We start from the raw sequence: 19,990 nt of genomic DNA, 5'->3' as shown, positions 1-19,990 counted from the left end.
GAGAGTTTCGTCACGTCGGCGCGGCAGGTCGTGAATGTTCCCCGGAAGGCAAGACATGCGTCATTCCGGCGCCATATACGAGTGCACCGGAAAACCGGTCACATTGGTCATCGACGGCACAGAAGAACACCGGGAAATTCTTCTGCCGGAGATCCTGGGCAGAACTGTGGAAATGCCCCCCGGCACGAGGGGCGCCACGCTGCCCGGTACCACGTTCCGCACTCGCGCCACCACCGACCGCACTGGTCACGGACACTCGTCACGGTCCAATCGATCATTGGCGCACGCGGGCCGTTCCGGGCATGGCGGCCGCACTTCCCGGACCGGGGTACCCTTACCGCGCGGCGATCGGAGAACGCACGTCCCCCGGCGACCCTTCTGCCATGAACGGGCAGTCGCGCCGGAGACGCGTTTTTCATACTTCCCAAAAACGTGGTTCCATCCTCTAACATAGGGCGGTGCCGTGCCGCCCGTGAGCAGACCCGTCGACTGGCTGGTGACCCCTTGCCCCAGGATTCAGCTGCACCCACCCCTCCGGCCGAAGGCGAACCGGCCGGAAGGCTGATCGACTACCCCCGGCGCGGTGGTCCCACGGTGCTGCGCATCCTCCTCGGCGCCCAGCTGCGCCGCCTCCGTGAGTCGCGCGGCATCTCCACCGAGCAGGCCGGATACGAGATCCGCGGCTCGCACTCCAAGATCAGCCGCATGGAGCTGGGCCGCGTCGGCTTCAAGGAGCGGGACGTCTCCGACCTGCTGACCCTCTACGGCGTCACCGACACCGCCGACCGCGCCACGATGCTGGAGCTGGCCAAGGAGGCCAACACGCCCGGCTGGTGGCACCGCTACGGCGACGTCCTGCCGAGCTGGTTCGAGGTCTACCTCGGGCTGGAGGAGGCGGCCTCGCTGCTGCGCACCTACGAGCTGCAGTTCGTCCCGGGGCTGCTCCAAACCGAGGCGTACGCGCGCGCGGTCGTCCGCCTCGGCTTCTCCGACGCCTCGGACGAGGAGGTCGAGCGGCGTGTCCAGGTCCGCACGACCCGGCAGGAGCGGTTCACCGCGCCCGGCGCGCCCACGCTGTGGGCCGTCCTGGACGAGGCGGTCGTGCGCCGCCCGCTCGGCGGCCGCGAGGTGATGCGGCGGCAGATCCGGCACCTCATCGAGATGTCGGAGCTGCCGAACGTCACGCTGCAGATCGTCCCCTTCGGCGCGGGCGGCCACGCGGCGGCGGGCGGCCCGTTCACCATCCTGCGGTTCGCCGAGCCCGCCCTGTCCGACGTCGTCTATCTGGAGCAGCTCACCAGCGCGCTCTACCTCGACAAGCCGACCGACGTCGACACCTACATGCGCGCGATGAACAACCTCTGCATCACCGCGGCGCGGCCCGACGACACGGCCCGGCAGCTCGACGCCATCCTGAAGGAGCTCTAGCACCCGGGCGGGCGCCACGGCGCCGCCCGCCTGGCCGGGACCGCCCGCCTAGCCGGTGCCGGTGCCGGTCTCGGTATCGCCGTCCAGGACGCGTTCGCCACGAGAGCGGCTGCCGCCGCGGAACTCCGCGATGACCTGCCCGTCCGGGACGCGGCGGACCGTCACGTCGTAGACGCCGCTGCGGCCGTAGCGGGTGCGCTCGACCGCGGTCGCCTCCAGCACGTCCCCGCTGCGCGCCGGCGCGACGAACACCACGTCGGCGGACGCGGCGACCGTCACTGCGCCATGGGTGTTGCAGGCGTAGGCGAACGCCGAGTCGGCCAGCAGGAACAGGTAGCCGCCGTGGGCGATGCCGAAGCCGTTCACCATCGCCTCGCCGACCGTCATCCGCAGCCGGGCCCGGCCCGGCCCGATGTCGGCGATCCGCATCTGCAGTTCCTGCGCCACCCGGTCCCGCGCGTACATCGTCTCGGCGCATCGGCGCGCCACCTCCGCCGCGTCGCTCACCCGCACAGCGTAATGATCGCCGGGCATTGACAGGCCCTCACCGGGGAAGGTCATCGTGACGCGGGATCACGATCAGGAGGAACCATGCTGTACGGCAAGGAGCACGTCGAGCGCTATCAGGAGACGGACGGCGAGGAGGGGCACGAATGGCAGGGCACCGTCACCCTGCTGCTCACCACCACCGGGCGCCGCAGCGGGAAACGGCGCACGACGCCGCTGATCTACCAGCGGGAGGGGGACGCCTACCTGGTCGTGGCGTCCAACGGCGGCGCCGACGAGGCGCCGGCGTGGTACCGCAACCTTGAGGCGGACCCGACGGCGCACGTCCAGGTGAAGGGCGAGAAGTTCACCGCGAGGGCACGGAACGCCACGCCCGAGGAGAAACCCGCGTACTGGGAGAAGATGACGGCCGTCTGGCCCGCCTACGACGACTACCAGCGCAAGACCGGCCGGGAGATCCCCGTGGTCGTCCTCGAACCCGCGTGAGGCGCGCGGTTCCCTTTCGCGGCGGGCGCCCGCCCGTGTAGCGTCGGTGTGGGAACATCCGTTCGACCGCCGTCCGTCCGACGCCGCCGAGGTGCTGAGGTGCCGACGTCACAGAGTGCTGACACCGAGCCGCCGCCACGGCTGCTGGGTCGCTGGGAGATCGGCGCCCCGGACGCCGTGTCCCCCGGGCCGGGAGGCCGGTGGAGGCGGATCGACACCGCCCGGGGCTCGTTCTTCCTGAAGGAGTACGCGGAGGCCGACCGGCGGCGCCTGCGGTTCCAGCACACGGTCACCGCCGCGCTCGACGCGGCGGGACTGCCGGTCCTCGCGCCCGTGCCCACCCGGAGCGGGAGAACGCTCGTCACCGCGGCCGGGCGGGTCTTCGTGCTGTACCCGTGGGTCGCGGGCCGCGTCCGCGGGGGGCTGGAGCTGACGTTCGGCCAGTGCGAGGCGCTGGGCGGGCTGCTGGGACGCCTGCACGCCGAACTGGACCGGCTGACACCGCCGGTGCAGCAGAGCCTGCTGGTGCCGACGCCGCGCGCCGCCGACGCAGCCGAGGCGGTCGGCGCGATGCTGGAGGCCGTCCCCGGCGACGGCGGGGGCACCGACTTCGACGCGCTGACCGGGCGGCGGCTGCGGGAGCGGCACGTCCTGCTCACCGAGTTCGCCGGCCACCAGCCGCCGGAGATGGAGGTCAGCACGGTCGGGCACCTGCACGGCGCGTTCGAGGCGGAGAACCTGCGCTACGGCGGTTCCGGCAACGTCACCGCGGTCCTCGGCTGGGACGGGCTGCGCACCGGGCCGGTGGCGGGCGAGGTGGTCCGGGCGGCGGCGCGGCTGTTCGCCTGCGAGGACGAGCGGGGTCTCGACCTCGACCGCGTCCAGGCGTTCGTGCGAGGGCACCGCGCGGTGTTCCCGCTGGACGCCGGGCAGATCCAGGCGGCCGTCCACCGGGAGTGGTGGGAGCGGCTGTGCGACGTCGCCGCGCTGCGGCACCGCTACCTCGGGGAGGAGGGCGCGGGCGAGCGCGGCTCGGCCGCGCTGGTCGCGTGGTGGTCGGCGCAGCTGGACCGCACCCTGGAGGTGTTCGCCGCGCCCTACACCGACGCGTTCGCGGACGCGCCCGGGGACAGCCCCGCCTTCGGCTGAACGCGACCGGCGCAATGTGACCGGCGCCGTCTGGCCGCGGTCGTCGACACCACCCTGCGAGCCCTGCCCGTTCCGGGGTAGGGGCGGGACGGGCCCGGCGTACGCCCGGAACCATCCCCGATCTGTAACGTCCAGTCGAGAAAGAGGATCCGATCATGAGCGATGTCGCGCTGCTGGGGACCGGGATCATGGGCGCGGCGATGGCGCGCAACCTGCTCCGGAACGGGCACCGGGTGAGGGTCTGGAACCGCACCCGGTCGCGGGCCGAGCCGCTCGCCGCGGACGGCGCCACGGTCGCCGGGACGCCCGCCGAGGCGATCGAGGGCGCCGAGGTCGTCATCACGATGCTGAGCGACGGCGGGACCGTCCTGTCGGTGCTGGCCGAGGCGGCGGACGCGCTGCGGCCCGGGCAGGTCTGGGCGCAGATGAGCACGGTCGGCGTCGCCGCGCTGGGGCCGCTCGCCGACCTCGCCGCCGAGCGGGGCCTGACGTTCGTCGACGCGCCCGTCCAGGGCACCAGGCAGCCCGCGGAGCAGGGCACGCTGGTGATCCTCGCCGCCGGCCCGGAGGAGGTCCGCGCCCGGCTGGAACCGGTGTTCGGCGCGGTCGGCCAGAAGACGCTGTGGCTCGGCACGGACGGCGCCGCGGGCGCCGCCACGCGGCTGAAGCTCGCCACGGTGGGCTTCGGCATCTCGATGACCTCGATCGTCGCCGAGGCCCTCGGGCTCGCCAAGGGCCTCGGGCTGGACCCCGCGCTGTTCGGCGAGGTCGTCACGGGCGGCCCGATGGACAGCCCGTACCTGCAGGCCAAGATGAAGGCGATCCTCGCCGGGGACTACACGACCAGCTTCGCCCTCCGCAACGCCGAGAAGGACACCCGGCTGATCCACGAGGCGGCCGCGTCCGCCGGGGTCCGCGTCGACATGAACGACGCCGCGGGCGACCGGTTCCGCCGCGCGCTGGAGCAGGGCCACGGCGACGAGGACATGGCCGCCACCTACCACGCCGGTTTCGACGGCTGAGCCGGGGCGTGGCGGCGCCTTCCGGTGGCGGCCGGGAGGCGAGGATGGGGCCATGGACGTCCTGAGCAGCCGCATCCTGCTCCGCCCGGCCGACCCGGCGCGCAGCCGCGCCTTCTACCGCGACGTGCTGGGGCTCGCGGTGTACCGCGAGTTCGGCCCGCCGGACACGCCCGGCGTCGTGTTCTTCCTCGGCCAGGGGTTCCTGGAGGTGTCGGGGCACGGCCCCGGTGGTGGCGGCGCCCCGGCCGTCCCCTGCCCGATGATCTGGCTGCAGGTCAGGGACGTCCGGGCCGAGCACGACCGCCTCGCGGAGGCCGGCGCGCGGATCACCCGGGGGCCGCGCGAGGAGCCGTGGGGGCTCGTCGAGATGTGGATCGAGGACCCCGACGGCGTGAAGATCGTTATCGTCGAGGTCCCGGAGGGACATCCCCTGCGGCGCGATCCGCGTCCCTGACCCCGCCAGGCGACGATGACCAAGGACCAGGCGGCCGACGAGCGGACGGGCGGCGAGTACTGGAACCACGACACGCACTACCACGGCGTCGTGCTCCGCAACGTCCGGCCGGGCGGGGGCCTGGTCGTCATGAGCCTCGCCGCCGACGCGGGCGCCCGGGATGACCTGGGGCGAGGTCCGCGCCGAGTCACTGCGGCTGCTGCCCGGCGCCTCGTTCCGGCGGCACGCTTTGTGGCGCTACTGCGTGGTGTGGCGCAAGCCGCGCTGATTCCGGATGCCTCGCCGGGTAACTGGAAAACGCTGGAACTGTCTGGAAGCTGCTGTACTGTCACGCGCATGCCCCGGTCCCCCGGCGTCCCCACCCCCGACGCGCTGGAGGCGCGCATCGCCGAGCTGCGCGCCGCCGTCCGCCGGGCGATGGCGACCGGCGACCGCCGGGGCGCCCGGGAACTGCGCGCCGACCTCCGCCTGGCCGAACGGCAGTGGGACGAGGCCGTGCTCGGTGACGCGGAGGCCCCCGCCGGAACCGCCGACCCCGACTCCGGCTCCGATGCCGACGGCGCGGGCACGGGCGCGCGGCGGGACGGGCGCGGGGAACGGCCGGAACGAGGGCTGCTGCCCGTCCGGGAGCAGGTCCACCAGGCGCTGACGCTGCTCGGTGCGCCGTCCGCGCCGAAGCTGGTCGGATCGGTGTACGCGGCGTTCTTCCCCGGCGAGATCGCGGGCGCCCGGCTGACGAGCCTGCGCCGCGACGAGGAGCGCTCCTTCCGCACCGCGCCGTACGCGCGGCCCTTCTACCTGTGCGCGGCGCTGACCGCCGACCTCCTCGCGCCCGCCCGCGGCCTGCTGACGGTGAGCACCTGGCCGCTGGAGAACCGGATCGTCGGGCCGCTGAGCCCGCGCACCGACTTCCTCACCTCCGCGATCCGCCTCGCCGAGCACGCCGGACGGGGAACGCCGTCCCCGGACGTGCAGCGGCTGCTGTGGCGGTTCGCGTCCAACATTCCCGGTACGGCCACCGGTACGGTCGGTACAGTCGACCCGGCCGATCTGGCGGAGGCCGCCCGGGCGGAGCTGGAAGTGCACCGGGATCCCGACCGGCGGCGGCGCGAGGAGGCCGCCGGACGGGCCCGGATCCGGCTCGACGACGCGGAGCGGCTGTTCGGCAGCCGGCTGCGGGCCCTGCACGCATCCGGCACGCCGGGCAGGCGGCGTGCCACACCTGGAGAACGAGACCGATGACCGAGACCGCGCCGGACCTGGACCGGCTGCGCGGCGGCGCTCCCCCGCGCAACCACGACGCCCGCACGATCGCGGCGCTGACCGCCAACCCCGGCTGCGCCCGCCGCGGGGTGATGGACGCGGCGGGTGTCGACAAGGACGCGGTGGCCCGGCACCTGGGGTTCCCCGCGCCGTTCGGCCAGTCGCAGTTCGCGATCACCCGCGGGAACGCGTTCGAGGCGCAGGTGAAGGCCGACGGATGCGCCGAGCTGCTGACGCTGCTGCGCGACCGGCTCGGCCTGGCCGTCGCGGAGGCCGCCTACGACGACCTGGAGGTCGTCGCCGGCAACGAGGGCCGGGAACTGCGGCACGCCCGCACCCGGCGGCTCCTCGCCCGCGCGCTGGAGACCGGCGAGGGCACGCTGTTCGACCATCCGCTGCTGCGGCTGGAGATCGGCGGGCGGCTCGCCTACCTGGAACCGGACGTCATCGCGTTCCAGGTCGAGGGCCGGCTGCACGTCATCGAGGTCAAGTCGTTCGCCGTCGTGGACGGGCAGGCCGAGCCGGAGCAGGTAGCGGCCGCCGCCCGGCAGTCCGCGGTGTACGTGCTGGCGCTGCGGCGGCTGGCGGCGGAGCTGGGCCACGACCCTGGGCGGGTGTCGCACGAGGTGTTCCTCGTCTGCCCGGAGAACTTCTCCAACCGGCCCACGGCGACGCCGCTGGACGTCCGGCCGCAGCTCGCCGTCCTCGAACGGCAGCTCGCGCGGCTCACCCGCGTCGACACGATCCTGGAGGCGCTCCCGGAGGACCTGTGCTTCGAGCCGGGCGACGCGCTCGCCGACTCGGTGCGCGCGGTCGAGGCCCGGTACGCGCCCGAGTGCATCGCGGGCTGCGAGATGGCGTTCTTCTGCCGGGACGAGGCGCGGGCGTGCGGGGCGACGGGGACGCTCGGCCGCGGCGTCCGCGACGACCTCGGCGGCATCGACACGGCCGGCACCGCGCTGGCGCTCGCGGACGGCTCGCTCAGCCCGTCCGACGACCTGGCCGAGACCGCCGCGCAGCTGCGCACGGCGGCCCGGCTCCGCGACGAGGCGCTGGCCGCCGCCCGGGGCGGCGCCGCGTGACCGCCGCCACCGCCCTATGAGCGCGCTGACCGCCCTGGCGCAGGTCCAGGCGATGTCCACCGGGATCGCGCAGCCGCTCGCGACGGTGCGGCACTGCCACGTGCCGGAGACGCCGCTCGTCCTCGTCCCGGTGAAGCTGGCCGGTGAGGCGGCGGCGCCGCTCGCCGTCATGCTCGGTGACACGCCCCGGGAACCGACGCTCCTGATCGTCCCGCAGCCGCGCAACCGCGACCTGCGGTTCGCGTTCGCCGCCTCGCTCGCCAAGCTCGTCCTGAACCACATCGAGACGAGCCGCGGCGCCGTCGAGGAGCTGCCGCCGGGCAAGGAGGGCGAGGAGCGAATCCGGTACGGCGACGCGCCGCAGCTGCTCGTCCCGAACCGGGGCGGCGTCGGGTTCCTGCGGCTGCTCGGGCGGTCGACACGGTTCCGCAGCACGGAAGGGCCCTACGCCGTCGACCCGGCGGTACCGGTCCTCGGCCGGTGGCTGACGTGGTTCGCCGACCGGCACGACCACCCGGGCTCGTCGCTGCTCCACGCCATGACGGAGCTGCTGCGGCTGCACTGGGCGACCGGGCAGAGCTCGGTGGAGGACGGCAACCTCGCCGCGCTGCTGGGCTGGATCGACCCGCCCGACGGCCTGGACGGCCCGGCCGCCGCCGCGCGCGCCGAGGACCCGGTCACCTGCCCGCCTGCCGGGCCAGCCACCGACCCGACGTTCGACAACGAGGTCCTCGCCCCGGCCATCGCCGCCTACGACCGGTCCGGCCGCGACCCGCGCGCCGAGGAGCGGCTGCGCGCCGCCGTCCGCTCCCAGCTCGCGCCGACCTGGGAGCTGATGTGGCGGGCCGTCGGGCTGCTGCGGGCGCTGCCCGAGGCCGCGAGCGTCGCGGGCCGCTGGGAACGCGACCGGGACGCCTTCACCTACTACCACCAGACGTTCGGTGAGGCGTATCCCCAGGCGCGCCGCGACCCGCCCGTCCGGGCGGCGCGCAGGCTGCACGACCTCGAACGCGCCCAGGACGCCTACGACGCCCAGCGGGCCTTCGACGACCCGCTGGTCATGGCCGAGTACCGGCTGTCCGGCCAGGCGTTCGGCGGCGTGGTCGCCGAATGCGAGCCTGACCGCCTGGACGAGACGGGCAGGCGGCCCAAGCTGCGCCCGCACCTGCGGGTCCGCACCGAGGACCCGGTCAGGCTGGACGCGGGGACGGCCGTGTGCAGCGCCGCGCGGCCGGCGCTCAAAGGCAGGATCGTGGAGGCGCGCGGCGGCACGGTGCTGGTGGAGCTGACCGGCGGGATGGGCCGCAAGCTCACCGCCGAGCCCGGAACCGTCCCCGCCGTGGGCGAGCGGGTGTGCTTCACCTCCCTCACGGACGGCTCGTGGGGCACGGCGAAGTTCCCCGACCGCGAGGACACGCCGTGGACGCACGGCGGGCCGCCCGCCGAGTACGTGCCGACCGACGAGGACGCCGAAGAGGACTGGTCATGACCGAACGCCACCTGGTCGCGCCGACGGGGGAGGACACCGGCCCGTCCGAGGCGGCCGGGCGGGTCGTCGACGCCGTCCTCGCCGACCTGGACGGCGCGCACCGCGGGGTGGTCGTCGACTCCCCGCCGGGCGCCGGCAAGTCGACGCTGGTCGTCCGCGCCGCCGCGCACCTGGCCGCCGCCGGCCGGCGGCTGATGATCGTCGCGCAGACGAACGAGCAGGTCGACGACCTCATCGAGCGCATCGCGGGCAAGCACCCGGACGTGTCGCTCGGCCGCCTGTCGGCCTCGGGGTACGTCCCGTCCGACCGCGTCCTCGGCCACCCGGCGGTCCGGGTCGCGCAGAAGGCGGACGAGCTCGCCGAGCACACGGTCGTCATCGCGACCGCCGCGAAGTGGGCGACGCTCACGTCCGGCTCGTGGCCGTGGGCGATCGTGGACGAGGCGTACCAGATGCGCTCGGACATGCTCCTGCGCATCGCCGGACGGTTCGAGCGGGCGCTGTTCGTCGGTGATCCCGGGCAGCTCGACCCGTTCTCCACCGTCGAGGTGGAACGCTGGGCCGGGCTGTCCTGGGACCCGATGCGCAGCGCCGTGTCCGTCCTGCTGGCCCACAACCCGGACCTGCCCGTCCACCGCCTGCCCGTGTCGTGGCGGCTGCCCGCCTCCGCCGCGCCGGTGGTGTCGGACGCCTTCTACCCCTTCACCGGATTCCGCGCCGGGACGCGGGAGGGCGAACGGCGCCTGGAGTACGGCGCCCGAGGGATGGGCACCACCTACGACCTGGCGCTGGAGGAGGCAGCCGCGAGCGGCTGGGCGCTGTACGAGCTGCCCGCCCGCCACACGCTCCGCACCGACGCCGAAGCGGTCCAGGCCACCGCGGCGCTCGCCGTCCGGCTGCTCCAGCGCGGCCCGGTCGCCCACTCGGAGCTCGGCTCCCACCCCGTCGGCGCGGACCGCGTCGCGATCGGCGCCGCCCACCGCGACCAGGTCGCCGCGATCCGCGCGGCGCTCGGCCCGCACGGCGAGGGCATCACCGTGGACACCGCCAACCGCCTCCAGGGCCGCGAGTACGACGTCACGGTCGTCCTTCACCCGCTCTCCGGCCGCCGCGACGCCACCGCGTTCCATCTGGAGTCGGGACGGCTGTGCGTCCTGACATCACGCCACCGCCACGCATGCGTCGTCGTGGCCCGCGCGGGCATCCCCGAGCTGCTCGACGCCCACCCCTCCACGGAACCCGTCCACCTCGGCGTGCCCGTCAAGTTCCCCGACGGCTGGGAGGCCAACCAGTCCGTCTTGGCCCACCTGTCCCTCCACAAAGTCCAAGCGGGCTGTGTTTGACTCAATCCCGGCCCAAGGGGCTCGCCTGGCGGCTCGCCCCTTGACCGTGCTTGGGCGAGCGCGACATCGCTCCGCGATCAGACCGCGTGAGGCTCGCCTCCGGCTTTGCCTCACCCGGGCTGGTAGCGCGCTCGCGTGACGGCTGGGGACCCCCGTCGCTCAGGCCGGTCCGGCGGTCGCGGCCCAGCGTCCGTTGTTCCGGGTGATCGTGATGGGGTGGTCGAAGCAGGCGCTGACCAGCTCGGTGGTGAGGACCTCCCCGGCCGGGCCCGACGCGAGGACCTGCCCGTCCCGCAGCAGCAGCGCGTGGCTGGTGCTGGTGGGCAGCTCCTCCAGGTGGTGGGTGACCAGCACCGTCGTCAGGTCGGGACGGTCCGCCCGCAGCTGGTCGATCGAGGCCAGCAGCCGCTCCCGCGCCGCGACGTCCAGGCCGGTGGCGGGTTCGTCGAGCAGCAGCAGCGGCGGGTCGGGCATGAGCGCCCGGGCGATCAGGGCCCGGCCCCGCTCCCCCTGCGACAGGTTCGGCCAGCGCGCATCCGTGCGGCGGGTCAGGCCCATCAGCCCGATCAGCTCGTCGGCGCGGCGAAGCTCGTCCTCCGAGGGGGTCCAGCGCGGGACCAGCTCGATGGTGCCCGTCACGCCGGTCAGCACGATCTCCCGGACCGTCCGCGCCGACTCCAGCGGATGCCGCGGGTTCACCTGGCCGATCAGCCTCCGCAGCTCCTGCACGTCCACCCTGCCGAGGCGGCGCCCGAGGATCTCCGCCATGCCGCGCGTCGGATGCGTGTAGGCCCCGAGGATGCCCAGCAGCGTGCTCTTCCCCGCGCCGTTCGGGCCGATCAGCGCCCAGTGCTCGCCGCGGAGCACGGTCATCGTCACCGCGTCGAGGAGGAGGCGCCGCTCACGGACCAGATCGATCTTGTCGGCGTTGAGCACGACGGACGCGCCGTAGCGAGACACGGGACCTCCCACCAGGGATCGAAGAAAGATCTTCAAGGTACCCGAAGGTTCGCGGCACCCGGTACGACGGAGCGCCCCGGCCGGATAATGTGAGTTCCGGTGCCTCAGCGATCAGGGGAGGGACATGGAGGACATCGGCTTCATGTGCGCCCGCTGCGGCGGCGAGGTGCACGACGTCACGCACAACCGTGAGGGTTCGCTGGACGGCGTGGGCTACCGCCACAACCGGCGGGTGGAGCCATGGGACCACGAGCTGGAGCTCGCGGTCGGCGCGCCCGCCGCCCAGGACCAGGCGTGCGACTTCTGCGCCTCGGCGGGCCCGAGCTGGCTCTACTACCCGACGCTCGACCCCGAGGACACCGACATGTTCGAGGTCGAGCTCGACACGACGCACCTGTCCGACGACGACACCGCCGTCGCCGTCCTCAACATGCTCTACCCCTGGTACGCCTGCGACACCTGCTCGGTCCTGGTCGCCGACCGCAACGTCGACCTGCTGATCGCCCGCGCGCTGGACCTCACCCCCGTCCCCGACGACGGCCCCGTGGACGAGGAGACCGTCCGCGCCCGCCTCAAGGGCTCCCTCTCCGTCTTCTTCACCACCCGCCCAGGCCGTCCCCAACCTTCCCGCGCCGTATAGAGGGTCAAAGAAGCGCACCGGGGGTCTGGCGGTCGCCCCAGGCAAACGTGCCTCGAAACCCCGACCCCGGCAGGTTGAGCCTCAACCACCGGTTCGAAGCCCGGCCACCGGTTTCGGGGAGGCACGCGGAGCGAGCGCAAGCGAGCGGAGCGGGTATCCCCGGCGCGCCGCGTCCCCGCAACGCAGCGAGTGCAGCGAGCGCAGTGGAGGAGACCCGTGCCGCGCAGCCGGGGGATATGGGGGCTCGCCTCCCCAATAAATATAGGATCGGTCCGGTTTTCGGGCGGTTTGAGCACGGGGGAACGCAGAGTGATCATTGAGAAGCGGTTCCATGGGCCGGACGGGTCGGGCAACGGCGGGTACGTCGCGGGGTTGCTGGCCGGGCGTGCGGCGTCCGACACGGTGACGGTGACGCTGCGGCGGCCTCCGCCGCTGGAGGTGGAGCTGACGGTCACGGTCGAGGACGAGCGCGGCCACGGGGTGCGGCTCTGGGACGGTGACGTGCTGGTCGCCGAGGCGCTGGCGGGGGCGATCGTGGTGCCGCCGGTCGCGGCGGTGCCGTTCGAGGTCGCGGAGGAGGCGGCGGCGGCGTTCGGGGCGGCGGCGGAGAGGCATCCGTTTCCGCGGTGCTTCGTGTGCGGGCCCGAGCGGGAGACCGGGGACGGGTTGCGGCTGGAGCCGGGGACGGTCGCGGAGGCGATCGTGGCCTCGCCTTGGGTGCCGCGGGAGGTGCCGGAGCCCGAAGTGGTCTGGGCGGCGCTGGACTGCCCCGGTGGCTGGTCGTTCGGCGTGGCGGGCCGGCCCGCGGTCCTCGGGACCATGACCGCGCAGGTCACCGGGCTGCCGCAGGCGGGTGAGCGGTGCGTGGTCATGGGGCTGGCGCGGAGCAGGGAGGACCGCAAGATGCACGCCGCCACCGCGCTGTACGGGGCGGACGGGCGGCTCCTCGGCCGTGCGGAGCAGATCTGGATCGAGGTCGATCCGGAGACGTTCGGGCGGTGATCCGGCGGGAACGTGCCAGGGGGTCACGTTCACCGGGGAATCGGTACCGCGCGGTGGTGGTCCGGTTCCGCATGGATTCTGGAAATGTGTCGTTTGACGCGGCCCGGCCGGGCCGGTCCGCTGTTCACTGTGAGCTTCCGCGAACACGGAGGCGGGACAGATGAGCGGATACGGAACCGGGTTACTGCTGCTCGGGCTGGCCGGGCTCGCGATCTACACGGGCATCCACTGGGAACGGGCACGACGTGCGGTGTTCGACGTGCGGCTCGGCCGCAAAAGGGTGAGCAGCCTGCGGCAGACGGCCGCGAAGGAGCGCACGCACACCGCGCTCCTCGTCGCGGGGTCGGCGATGGTGCTCCTCATGGTCGTCAAGTTCGGGTGAGCCGGGCCGTCAGGGGCCGGTGAAGAGGGGGTCCTCCCGGTCGGCGCCGTTCAGTGACGACTGCCCGCGGCCCGGCGGGACGGTGCCCTGGGCCGGGTGGCTCGGGGGCGGCGCGCTGAGCGGGACCGGCGCGTTCTGCGGGCGGGGGGCCGCGGACGGGCCGGGGCCGATCGGGGGCGGGCCCGGCGGGATCCCGGGGGGCGGCGGGGGTGCCGCGTTGTGCGAGAGGCCCGCGGAGGGCGCCGGGGTGCCGCCGCCCGGCATCCGGCCGCCGGGCGGGATGTTGGACGACAGCGTGTTGTGCGTGAACTGGTCCACCTGGCGGCGGGCACGGTCGGCCTCGGCGCGGGCGGCGTCGCGCTCCTCGGCGAGGGCGGTCAGCGCGGCCTGCTGCTCGGCGACCGACTGGGACAGCTGCCGGAGCTGCACCGACTGGTCGCTGATCTTGGCGTTGAGCTCCTCGCGCTCGGCGGTGGCGGCCTGGGCCATGGCCTGGGCGGCGTCACGCTCCTTGACCGCCTCCTCGGCCCGGGCGTTGGCGCGCACGAGCTCGGCCTCCGCCTCGGACTGGGCCCGCAGGGCGGTGGCGCGCTCGGCCTCGGCCTTGCTGGCGGCCTGCATCGCCCGCTGCCGCTGCGCCTCGGTGTCGCGCATGGCGTTGCGCAGGTCCTCGGCGCCCTGCTTGGCGACGGCCGCCTCGACGCGCTGGGACTCGACGGCCCCCTCGGTCTCGGAGAGTCTGGCGTGCAGGGTGACGAGTTCGGCGCGCGCCGCCTCCAGGGCGGCGAGCAGCTCGGTCTCGCGCGCGGCGATGCGGTCGCGCTCGCTCTCGGCGGCGAGCTTGGCGGTCATCGACTGCTGCGCGACCTGGTGGGCCTCCTCCCACGCCTGCTGGGCGGCGTCGCGCTTGGAGGTGGCGAGCTTGGCCTCCTCGCGGGCGTGCGCGGCCTCCTTCTCGGCGCTCTCGGCGCGGCCGCGGGCGGAGGTCGCCTCGTGCCACGCCTCCTCGGCCTTGCGCTGGGAGGAGTCGCGCTCGCTCTGCGCGATGGCGAGCTCGCGGGCGGCCTCGGCGCGCACCTCGGCGACGCGGCGCTCGACGCCGGCGACGCTCAGCTCGGAGGTCAGCGAGTCGGCGAGCAGGTCGGCGGCCTTCTCCAGGCGCTCGACCATCTCCCAGGTGGAGGCGACCTGGCCGGTCAGCCCCGGCGCGTCGCGGCCGCGGTCGCGGCGGTCGCGGGCCTCGCGGGCGCAGGCGCCGTCGTTGTCCTGGCAGTAGCGGACGGAGCGCACCGCCCCCACCGGCTGCGGGACGGGCCGTCCGCAGTTGGCGCACGGCCACACCGCGACCGGGTCGCCCACCCGCGCGACGGCCGTCTCGGCGGGACGTTCCGGCGTCGGGCCGCCGCCCCGCGGGTCCTGCGCGCCCGCGTCGTCCCCCGGGGGCGGGGGCACGCCGTCCTGCGGCTTCGCGCCTCCGGAGACCGCGGCTTCCGGAGTCGCGGCCGTCTCCTCGGGGCCGCTATTGTCGCGCTCTTCGCTCTTCGGCATGGAATGAACCATACGCACTAGTCGACATGACTGCAGTGACTTGCGAGGGACGAGTGGACATGTCCAGGTCGTCGGAGAGTGAGCGGATCGCTCCGCGACGACCGCCGCCAGGTGCGGAAACGGCGTGCGCACAGGGGTTCCCGGGCCTCGCCGTGAGAGGGCCGTCACCGGCACCGGGGTCCGAAAAGGTGGTCATCCGCGGAAGCGGTCGGTCGCCTCGATGAGGACGTGCCGCGTCCCAGGCTCGGACCCGCCGTGCCCCGCGTCCTCGACGATGGTGAACTCCGCCTCGGGCCAGGCGCGGTGCAGGTCCCATGCCTGGTCCGGCGGCGTCTTGATGTCGTAGCGCCCGTTCACGACCACGGCGGGGATGTGCCGGATGCGGTCCACGCCCGCGAGCAGTCCCTCCTCAGGAAGGAATCCCCCGTTGGCGATGTAGTGGTGCGTGATGCGGGCGAACGCGACGAGGAGGGAATCGTCCAGGTCGGGCGGCGGCACGGGCAACAGGGTGTTGGCCGACAGCTCCCATCCCATCCAGGCGCGCGAGGCGGGGACGTGCACCGCCGGGTCGGGGTCGTGGACGCGGCGGCCGTAGGCGCGCACCAGGTCGCCCTGTTCGGCGGGCGGTATCGCGTCGCGGAACGCGGCCCACTCGGCGGGGAAGAGGTGCGCCGCGCCACCCGGAGTGAACGCCCACGCCTCGTCCGCCGGACGGATGAGCCACACTCCGCGCAGCACCATCTCCGTGACGCGCCCGGGGTGGGCCTGCGCGTAGGCGAGGCCGAGCGTCGTGCCCCAGCTCCCGCCGAAGACCAGCCAGCGCTCGATGGACAGGTGCTCGCGCAGGCGCTCGATGTCGGCGACCAGATGCGGGGTCGTGTTGTGCTCCAACAAGACCCCCGGGTCGTCCGCGCCGGGCCGGCTGCGGCCGCAGTTGCGCTGGTCGAACAGCACGATCCGGTACGCGGACGGGTCGAAGTAGCGCCGGTTGTCCGGGAGCAGGCCGCCTCCGGGGCCGCCGTGCAGGAAGACCGCGGGCTTGCCCGCGGGGTTCCCGCACACCTCCCAGTAGATCTCGTTGCCGTCGCCGACGTCGAGCCACCCGGAGTCGTGCGGCTCGACGGGCGGGTAGTAGTCCCTCAGCCGGTCGTTCACAGCTGGGCGAGGACCTTGCGGATCCGCTTGTCCGACACGGGGTAGCGCGTTCCGAGCTGCTGGGCGAACAGGCTGACCCTCAGCTCCTCCAGCATCCAGCGGGCCTGCCGCGCGGGCTCGGCGTCCCGGCGGGACGGGTGGAGGCGCTGCAGCGCCCGCTCGTACTCGCCGGTCAGCTCCTCGACCTGGTGAGAGAGCATCCGGTCGCGGCCGGGGTTCTCGGGCAGCTTGTCCAGCCTCACCTGGAGAGCGCGCAGGTAGCGGGGCAGATCGGGCAGACGCTGCCAGCCGGTCGCGGTGACGAACCCGGGGGCGATCAGTGTGGCGAGGTGGCCGCGGATGCCGGTCAGCGCGGGGACGAGCGTCAGGCTCGTGGTCCCGCGCAGCCGCCGGTCGATCTCGTGGGCCTCGGCGAGGATCCGCTCGACCTGCGCGACGATCGCGGCGGTCGCGTCGTGGAGGCCGGCGCGGACGTGCTCGTCCAGGGCGCGGAAGCCGTCCTCGTCCCACGCGGGCCCGCCGGCCTCGGCGATGAGCCGGTCGGCGGCGGCGGTGACGCAGTCGTCGAAGAGGGCGGGCACGGAGCCGTGCGGGTTGTGGCTGAGCGCCAGCTTGCCCTGGTTGGTCAGCCGCCCCTGGATGAGCTTCACCGGTGAGGGGGCGTTGAGGAGGACGAGCCTGCGGGTGCCGAGCCACATGGCGCGGCGCTGCTCGGCCTCCGTCTCGTACATCCGGACGGCGACGGCGTCGCCCTCGTCGGTCAGCGCCGGGTACGCCTTGACGTCGTAGCCCGCCTGGTTGCGCTCGTAGGTGCGCGGCAGCTCCCCGATCGTCCACTCGCGGAGCCCGGAGCGTTCGATCGTGGACGCCGCCTGGGACAGCGTCCCGCGCACCTTGCCCGCGAGCCGGCGTTTCAGCTCGTCGAGGCCGGTGCCCTCGCCGAGGGTGCGGCCGCGGTCGTCGACGACGCGGAACGTGATGCGCAAATGGGCGGGGAGCCGCGACGGGTCCCACGCCTCCCGCGCGATCTGCACGCTCGTCATCGCGGTCAGCTCGCGTTCCAGCGCGTCCAGCAGCGGCTCGGTGCGCGGCGCGACGCGGTCGAGGAGCTTGCGCGCGTAGTCGGGCGCCGGGACGAAGTTCACGCGCAGCTGCTTGGGCAGCGAGCGGATCAGCTCGGTGACCAGCTCGGCGCGCAGGCCGGGCACCTGCCACTCGAACCCGTCCGGCCGCACCTGGTTGAGGATCTGCACGGGGATGTGGACGGTCACGCCGTCGGCGTCGGTGCCGGGCTCGAACTGGTAGGTCAGCCGCAGCCGCAGCGGCCCCTGCTGCCACACGTCCGGGTAGTCGGACTCGCTGACGCCGTCGGCGGTGTCGTTGATGAGCATCGACTTCTCGAACCCGAGCAGGTCGGGCTCGGACCGCCGGGTCCGCTTCCACCAGGCGTCGAAGTGCCGCCCGGAGACGACGTCCTCGGGGATCCGCTCGTCGTAGAAGTCGAACAGCGTCTCGTCGTCGACGAGGATGTCGCGGCGCCGGGCGCGGTGCTCCAGCTCCTCCACCTCGTCCAGGAGCGCGCGGTTCTCGTGGAAGAACCGGTGGTGGGTCTCCCAGTCGCCCTCGACGAGCGCGTGCCGGATGAACAGCTCGCGGGACAGCACGGGGTCGATGCGGCCGTAGTTGACGCGCCGGTCGGCGACGATCGGCACGCCGTAGAGGGTCACCTTCTCGTGCGCCATGACGGCGGCCTGCTTCTTCGACCAGTGCGGCTCGCTGTAGCTCCGCTTGACCAGGTGCCCGGCGAGCGGCTCGATCCACTCAGGCTCGATCTTGGCGTTGACCCGTCCCCACAGCCGGGACGTCTCGACGAGCTCCGCCGACATCACCCAGCGCGGCGGCTTCTTGAACAGCGCCGACCCGGGGAACACCGCGAACTTCGCGCCGCGCGCGCCGAGGTACTCCTGGCCGCGCCGCTGCTTGTCCTTCTTCTCGGTGTCGGCGAGGCCGATGTGGGAGAGCAGCCCGGCGAGGAGCGAGACGTGGACGCGGTCGGGCGCGGCGTCGGAGGTGTTGAGCGTGACGCCGAGGGACTTGGCGACCTGCTTGAGCTGGCCGTGCAGGTCCTGCCACTCGCGCACGCGCAGGAAGTGCAGGAACTCGTTCTTGCACATGCGGCGGAACGCGCTGCCCGTCAGCTCCCTCTGCTGCTCGCGCAGGTAGTTCCACAGGTTCAGGTAGGCCAGGAAGTCGGACGTGGGGTCGGCGAACCGGCGGTGCCTGTCGTCGGCGGCCTGCTGGTGCTCGGCGGGCCTCTCCCGGGGGTCCTGGATGGACAGCGCGGCGGCGATGACCAGGACCTCGCGGACGCAGCCGTTCGCGTCGGCCTCCAGGACCATCCGCGCGAGCCTCGGGTCGACGGGGAGCTGGGCCAGGCGGCGGCCGAGCGGGGTGAGGCGCTTGCGCGGGTCCTTCTCGGACGGGTCGATCGCGCCGAGCTCGTGCAGCAGGTCGACGCCCGCCTTGACGTTGCGGCGGTCGGGCGGCTCCACGAACGGGAACGCGGCGATGTCACCGAGGCCGAGCGACGTCATCTGCAGGATGACCGACGCCAGGTTGGTGCGCAGGATCTCCGGGTCGGTGAACTCCGGGCGGGACTCGAAGTCCTCCTCGGAGTACAGCCGGATGCACACGCCCTCGGACACGCGCCCGCAGCGTCCCTTGCGCTGGTTCGCCGACGCCTGGGAGACGGGCTCGATCGGGAGCCGCTGCACCTTCAGCCGGTGACTGTAGCGGGAGACGCGGGCCGTGCCGGGATCGACGACGTACTTGATGCCCGGGACGGTCAGCGACGTCTCGGCGACGTTCGTCGCGAGGACGACCCGCCGCCCGGTGTGCCGCTGGAACACCCGGTGCTGCTCGGCCGCCGACAGCCGCGCGTACAGCGGGAGGACCTCGGTGGCGTCGCGCCTGCGCTGGAAGTGCTTGGCCAGCGCGTCGGCGGTGTCGCGGATCTCGCGCTCGCCGCTGAGGAAGACCAGCACGTCGCCGGGCGCCTCGCGGCCCAGCTCGTCCACCGCGTCCAGGATCGCCTGGATCGGGTCGCGGTCGGGGTCGGCGGACGGGTCGCCGGGGTCGGCGATCGGCCGGTAGCGCACCTCCACCGGGTACGTGCGGCCCGACACCTCCACGATCGGCGCGCCGTCGAAGTGCTCGGAGAACCGTTCGGGGTCGATCGTCGCCGAAGTGATGATCACCTTGAGGTCGGGGCGCCTCGGCAGGATCTCCTTGACGTACCCGAGCAGGAAGTCGATGTTGAGGCTGCGCTCGTGCGCCTCGTCGATGATCAGGGTGTCGTACTGGCGGAGCAGCCGGTCGGCCTGGATCTCGGCGAGCAGGATCCCGTCGGTCATCAGCTTGACGAGCGTGTCGTCACCGGAGTGGTCGGTGAAGCGCACCTTGTAGCCGACGGCGTCGCCGAGCCCGGTGCCGAGCTCCTCGGCGATCCGGTCGGCGACGGTGCGGGCGGCGAGCCGGCGCGGCTGGGTGTGCCCGATCGAACCGAGCACGCCGCGGCCGAGCTCCAGGCAGATCTTCGGGATCTGCGTCGTCTTCCCCGACCCGGTCTCCCCCGCGACGATCACGACCTGGTGGTCGCGGACGGCGGCGAGGATGTCGTCCTTCTTCCGGGCCACCGGCAACTCGGCCGGGTAGGTGATCGCGGGCACGGCGGCGCGGCGCCGCGCCACGCGGCGCTCCGCCGTCTCGATCTCGGCGGCGATCTCCTCGGTGACCGCGGCGCGGCGCGCGGCGTCGCGCATCTTCTGGATGCCGTCGATCCGGCGCCGCAACCGGTGCTGGTCGCGGAGCATCAGATGCGGCAGGCGCGCGCGCAGGTCGGCGAGCGGCGATCTCACAGACGTCCTCATAATCCTCGACAAGGATAGGGTTCCAGGCCCCTCGGCCCCGCTCACCCCTCAAACCTTCGCACCGTAGCCGGAACGCCTCACACGGGGCGATTGATTTTCCCCGGCGGCACGACTGTTCAACACCGCGCGGCTGGACGGCATTCCGCGCGCA

The 19,990-nt window shown here is 73.6% G+C and carries 17 protein-coding genes; 12 read left to right on the top strand and 5 right to left on the bottom strand.

The genetic code is table 11. The features are described from left to right. The first annotated feature begins 561 nt into the window (after nt 1-561). The gene (locus tag AGRA3207_RS38155) at nt 562-1,428 is read left to right on the top strand and encodes a helix-turn-helix domain-containing protein (RefSeq protein WP_231336518.1); all 867 of its coding nucleotides are present in this window, start codon (nt 562-564) and stop codon (nt 1,426-1,428) included. 48 nt (nt 1,429-1,476) lie between these two features. Here AGRA3207_RS38155 and paaI read toward each other — a convergent pair whose 3' ends face one another. Beyond that, nucleotides 1,477-1,935: a hydroxyphenylacetyl-CoA thioesterase PaaI gene (gene paaI / locus AGRA3207_RS38150; protein WP_338028245.1), complete on the bottom strand. Its 459-nt coding sequence runs from the start codon at nt 1,933-1,935 to the stop codon at nt 1,477-1,479. 84 nt (nt 1,936-2,019) lie between these two features. Between paaI and AGRA3207_RS38145 the strand changes: the two genes are divergently transcribed. The 8 genes from AGRA3207_RS38145 to AGRA3207_RS38110 all read left to right on the top strand — a co-directional run bounded on the left by AGRA3207_RS38145 (nt 2,020) and on the right by AGRA3207_RS38110 (nt 10,223). After that, nucleotides 2,020-2,421 (top strand): nitroreductase family deazaflavin-dependent oxidoreductase, encoded by a 402-nt coding sequence (locus AGRA3207_RS38145; RefSeq protein WP_231332228.1) that lies wholly within the window; start codon nt 2,020-2,022, stop codon nt 2,419-2,421. 99 nt (nt 2,422-2,520) lie between these two features. Further along, nucleotides 2,521-3,570 carry a phosphotransferase enzyme family protein gene (locus tag AGRA3207_RS38140; protein WP_231332227.1) on the top strand — a complete coding sequence of 350 codons (1,050 nt, stop codon included), beginning with the start codon at nt 2,521-2,523 and terminating at the stop codon, nt 3,568-3,570. A gap of 155 nt (nt 3,571-3,725) precedes the next feature. Continuing rightward, on the top strand, nt 3,726-4,592 hold the full coding sequence (locus AGRA3207_RS38135; protein ID WP_231332226.1) for an NAD(P)-dependent oxidoreductase: 867 nt from the start codon (nt 3,726-3,728) through the stop codon (nt 4,590-4,592). Between the two features lie 52 nt (nt 4,593-4,644). Continuing rightward, nucleotides 4,645-5,046 (top strand): VOC family protein, encoded by a 402-nt coding sequence (locus tag AGRA3207_RS38130; protein WP_231332225.1) that lies wholly within the window; start codon nt 4,645-4,647, stop codon nt 5,044-5,046. Between the two features lie 336 nt (nt 5,047-5,382). Beyond that, nucleotides 5,383-6,288, top strand: a complete 906-nt coding sequence (locus AGRA3207_RS38125) for a serine/threonine-protein kinase (RefSeq protein WP_231332224.1) — start codon at nt 5,383-5,385, stop codon at nt 6,286-6,288. Further along, on the top strand, nt 6,285-7,391 hold the full coding sequence (locus tag AGRA3207_RS38120) for a PD-(D/E)XK nuclease family protein (RefSeq protein ID WP_231332223.1): 1,107 nt from the start codon (nt 6,285-6,287) through the stop codon (nt 7,389-7,391). The genes AGRA3207_RS38125 and AGRA3207_RS38120 overlap by 4 nt, the downstream gene beginning before the upstream one ends. Before the next feature lie 16 nt (nt 7,392-7,407). Further along, complete coding sequence (locus AGRA3207_RS38115; protein WP_231332222.1) at nt 7,408-8,880, top strand: hypothetical protein; 1,473 nt, start codon at nt 7,408-7,410, stop codon at nt 8,878-8,880. Then, on the top strand, nt 8,877-10,223 hold the full coding sequence (locus tag AGRA3207_RS38110; protein WP_231332221.1) for an AAA family ATPase: 1,347 nt from the start codon (nt 8,877-8,879) through the stop codon (nt 10,221-10,223). The genes AGRA3207_RS38115 and AGRA3207_RS38110 overlap by 4 nt, the downstream gene beginning before the upstream one ends. A 159-nt stretch (nt 10,224-10,382) precedes the next feature. Here AGRA3207_RS38110 and AGRA3207_RS38105 read toward each other — a convergent pair whose 3' ends face one another. Then, nucleotides 10,383-11,183 carry an ABC transporter ATP-binding protein gene (locus AGRA3207_RS38105; protein ID WP_231332220.1) on the bottom strand — a complete coding sequence of 267 codons (801 nt, stop codon included), beginning with the start codon at nt 11,181-11,183 and terminating at the stop codon, nt 10,383-10,385. 124 nt (nt 11,184-11,307) lie between these two features. Here AGRA3207_RS38105 and AGRA3207_RS38100 point away from each other — a divergent pair, with 124 nt between their 5' ends. The 3 genes from AGRA3207_RS38100 (at nt 11,308) to AGRA3207_RS38090 (ending at nt 13,207) form a co-directional block, all read left to right on the top strand. Then, nucleotides 11,308-11,823, top strand: coding sequence for a hypothetical protein (locus tag AGRA3207_RS38100; RefSeq protein ID WP_231332219.1), 516 nt, complete (start codon nt 11,308-11,310; stop codon nt 11,821-11,823). A gap of 309 nt (nt 11,824-12,132) precedes the next feature. Next, complete coding sequence (locus tag AGRA3207_RS38095; RefSeq protein WP_231332218.1) at nt 12,133-12,825, top strand: thioesterase family protein; 693 nt, start codon at nt 12,133-12,135, stop codon at nt 12,823-12,825. Nucleotides 12,826-12,985: 160 nt separating this feature from the next. Next, the gene (locus AGRA3207_RS38090; RefSeq protein ID WP_231332217.1) at nt 12,986-13,207 is read left to right on the top strand and encodes a hypothetical protein; all 222 of its coding nucleotides are present in this window, start codon (nt 12,986-12,988) and stop codon (nt 13,205-13,207) included. A gap of 9 nt (nt 13,208-13,216) precedes the next feature. Here the strand turns inward: AGRA3207_RS38090 and AGRA3207_RS38085 are convergent, their stop codons facing one another. From AGRA3207_RS38085 to hrpA, 3 genes are all read right to left on the bottom strand, one after another. After that, nucleotides 13,217-14,755, bottom strand: a complete 1,539-nt coding sequence (locus AGRA3207_RS38085; RefSeq protein WP_231332216.1) for a coiled-coil domain-containing protein — start codon at nt 14,753-14,755, stop codon at nt 13,217-13,219. A gap of 192 nt (nt 14,756-14,947) precedes the next feature. Next, nucleotides 14,948-15,898, bottom strand: coding sequence for a prolyl aminopeptidase (gene pip / locus AGRA3207_RS38080; RefSeq protein ID WP_231336516.1), 951 nt, complete (start codon nt 15,896-15,898; stop codon nt 14,948-14,950). Between the two features lie 8 nt (nt 15,899-15,906). Further along, nucleotides 15,907-19,839, bottom strand: coding sequence for an ATP-dependent RNA helicase HrpA (gene hrpA / locus AGRA3207_RS38075; RefSeq protein ID WP_476692275.1), 3,933 nt, complete (start codon nt 19,837-19,839; stop codon nt 15,907-15,909). Nucleotides 19,840-19,990: the final 151 nt, after the last annotated feature.

Source organism: Actinomadura graeca (genome assembly GCF_019175365.1).
GTDB classification, from domain to species: domain Bacteria; phylum Actinomycetota; class Actinomycetes; order Streptosporangiales; family Streptosporangiaceae; genus Spirillospora; species Spirillospora graeca.
The sequence above is the reverse complement of the archived record's forward strand: the minus strand, read 5'-3'. Positions and strand labels throughout refer to the sequence as shown.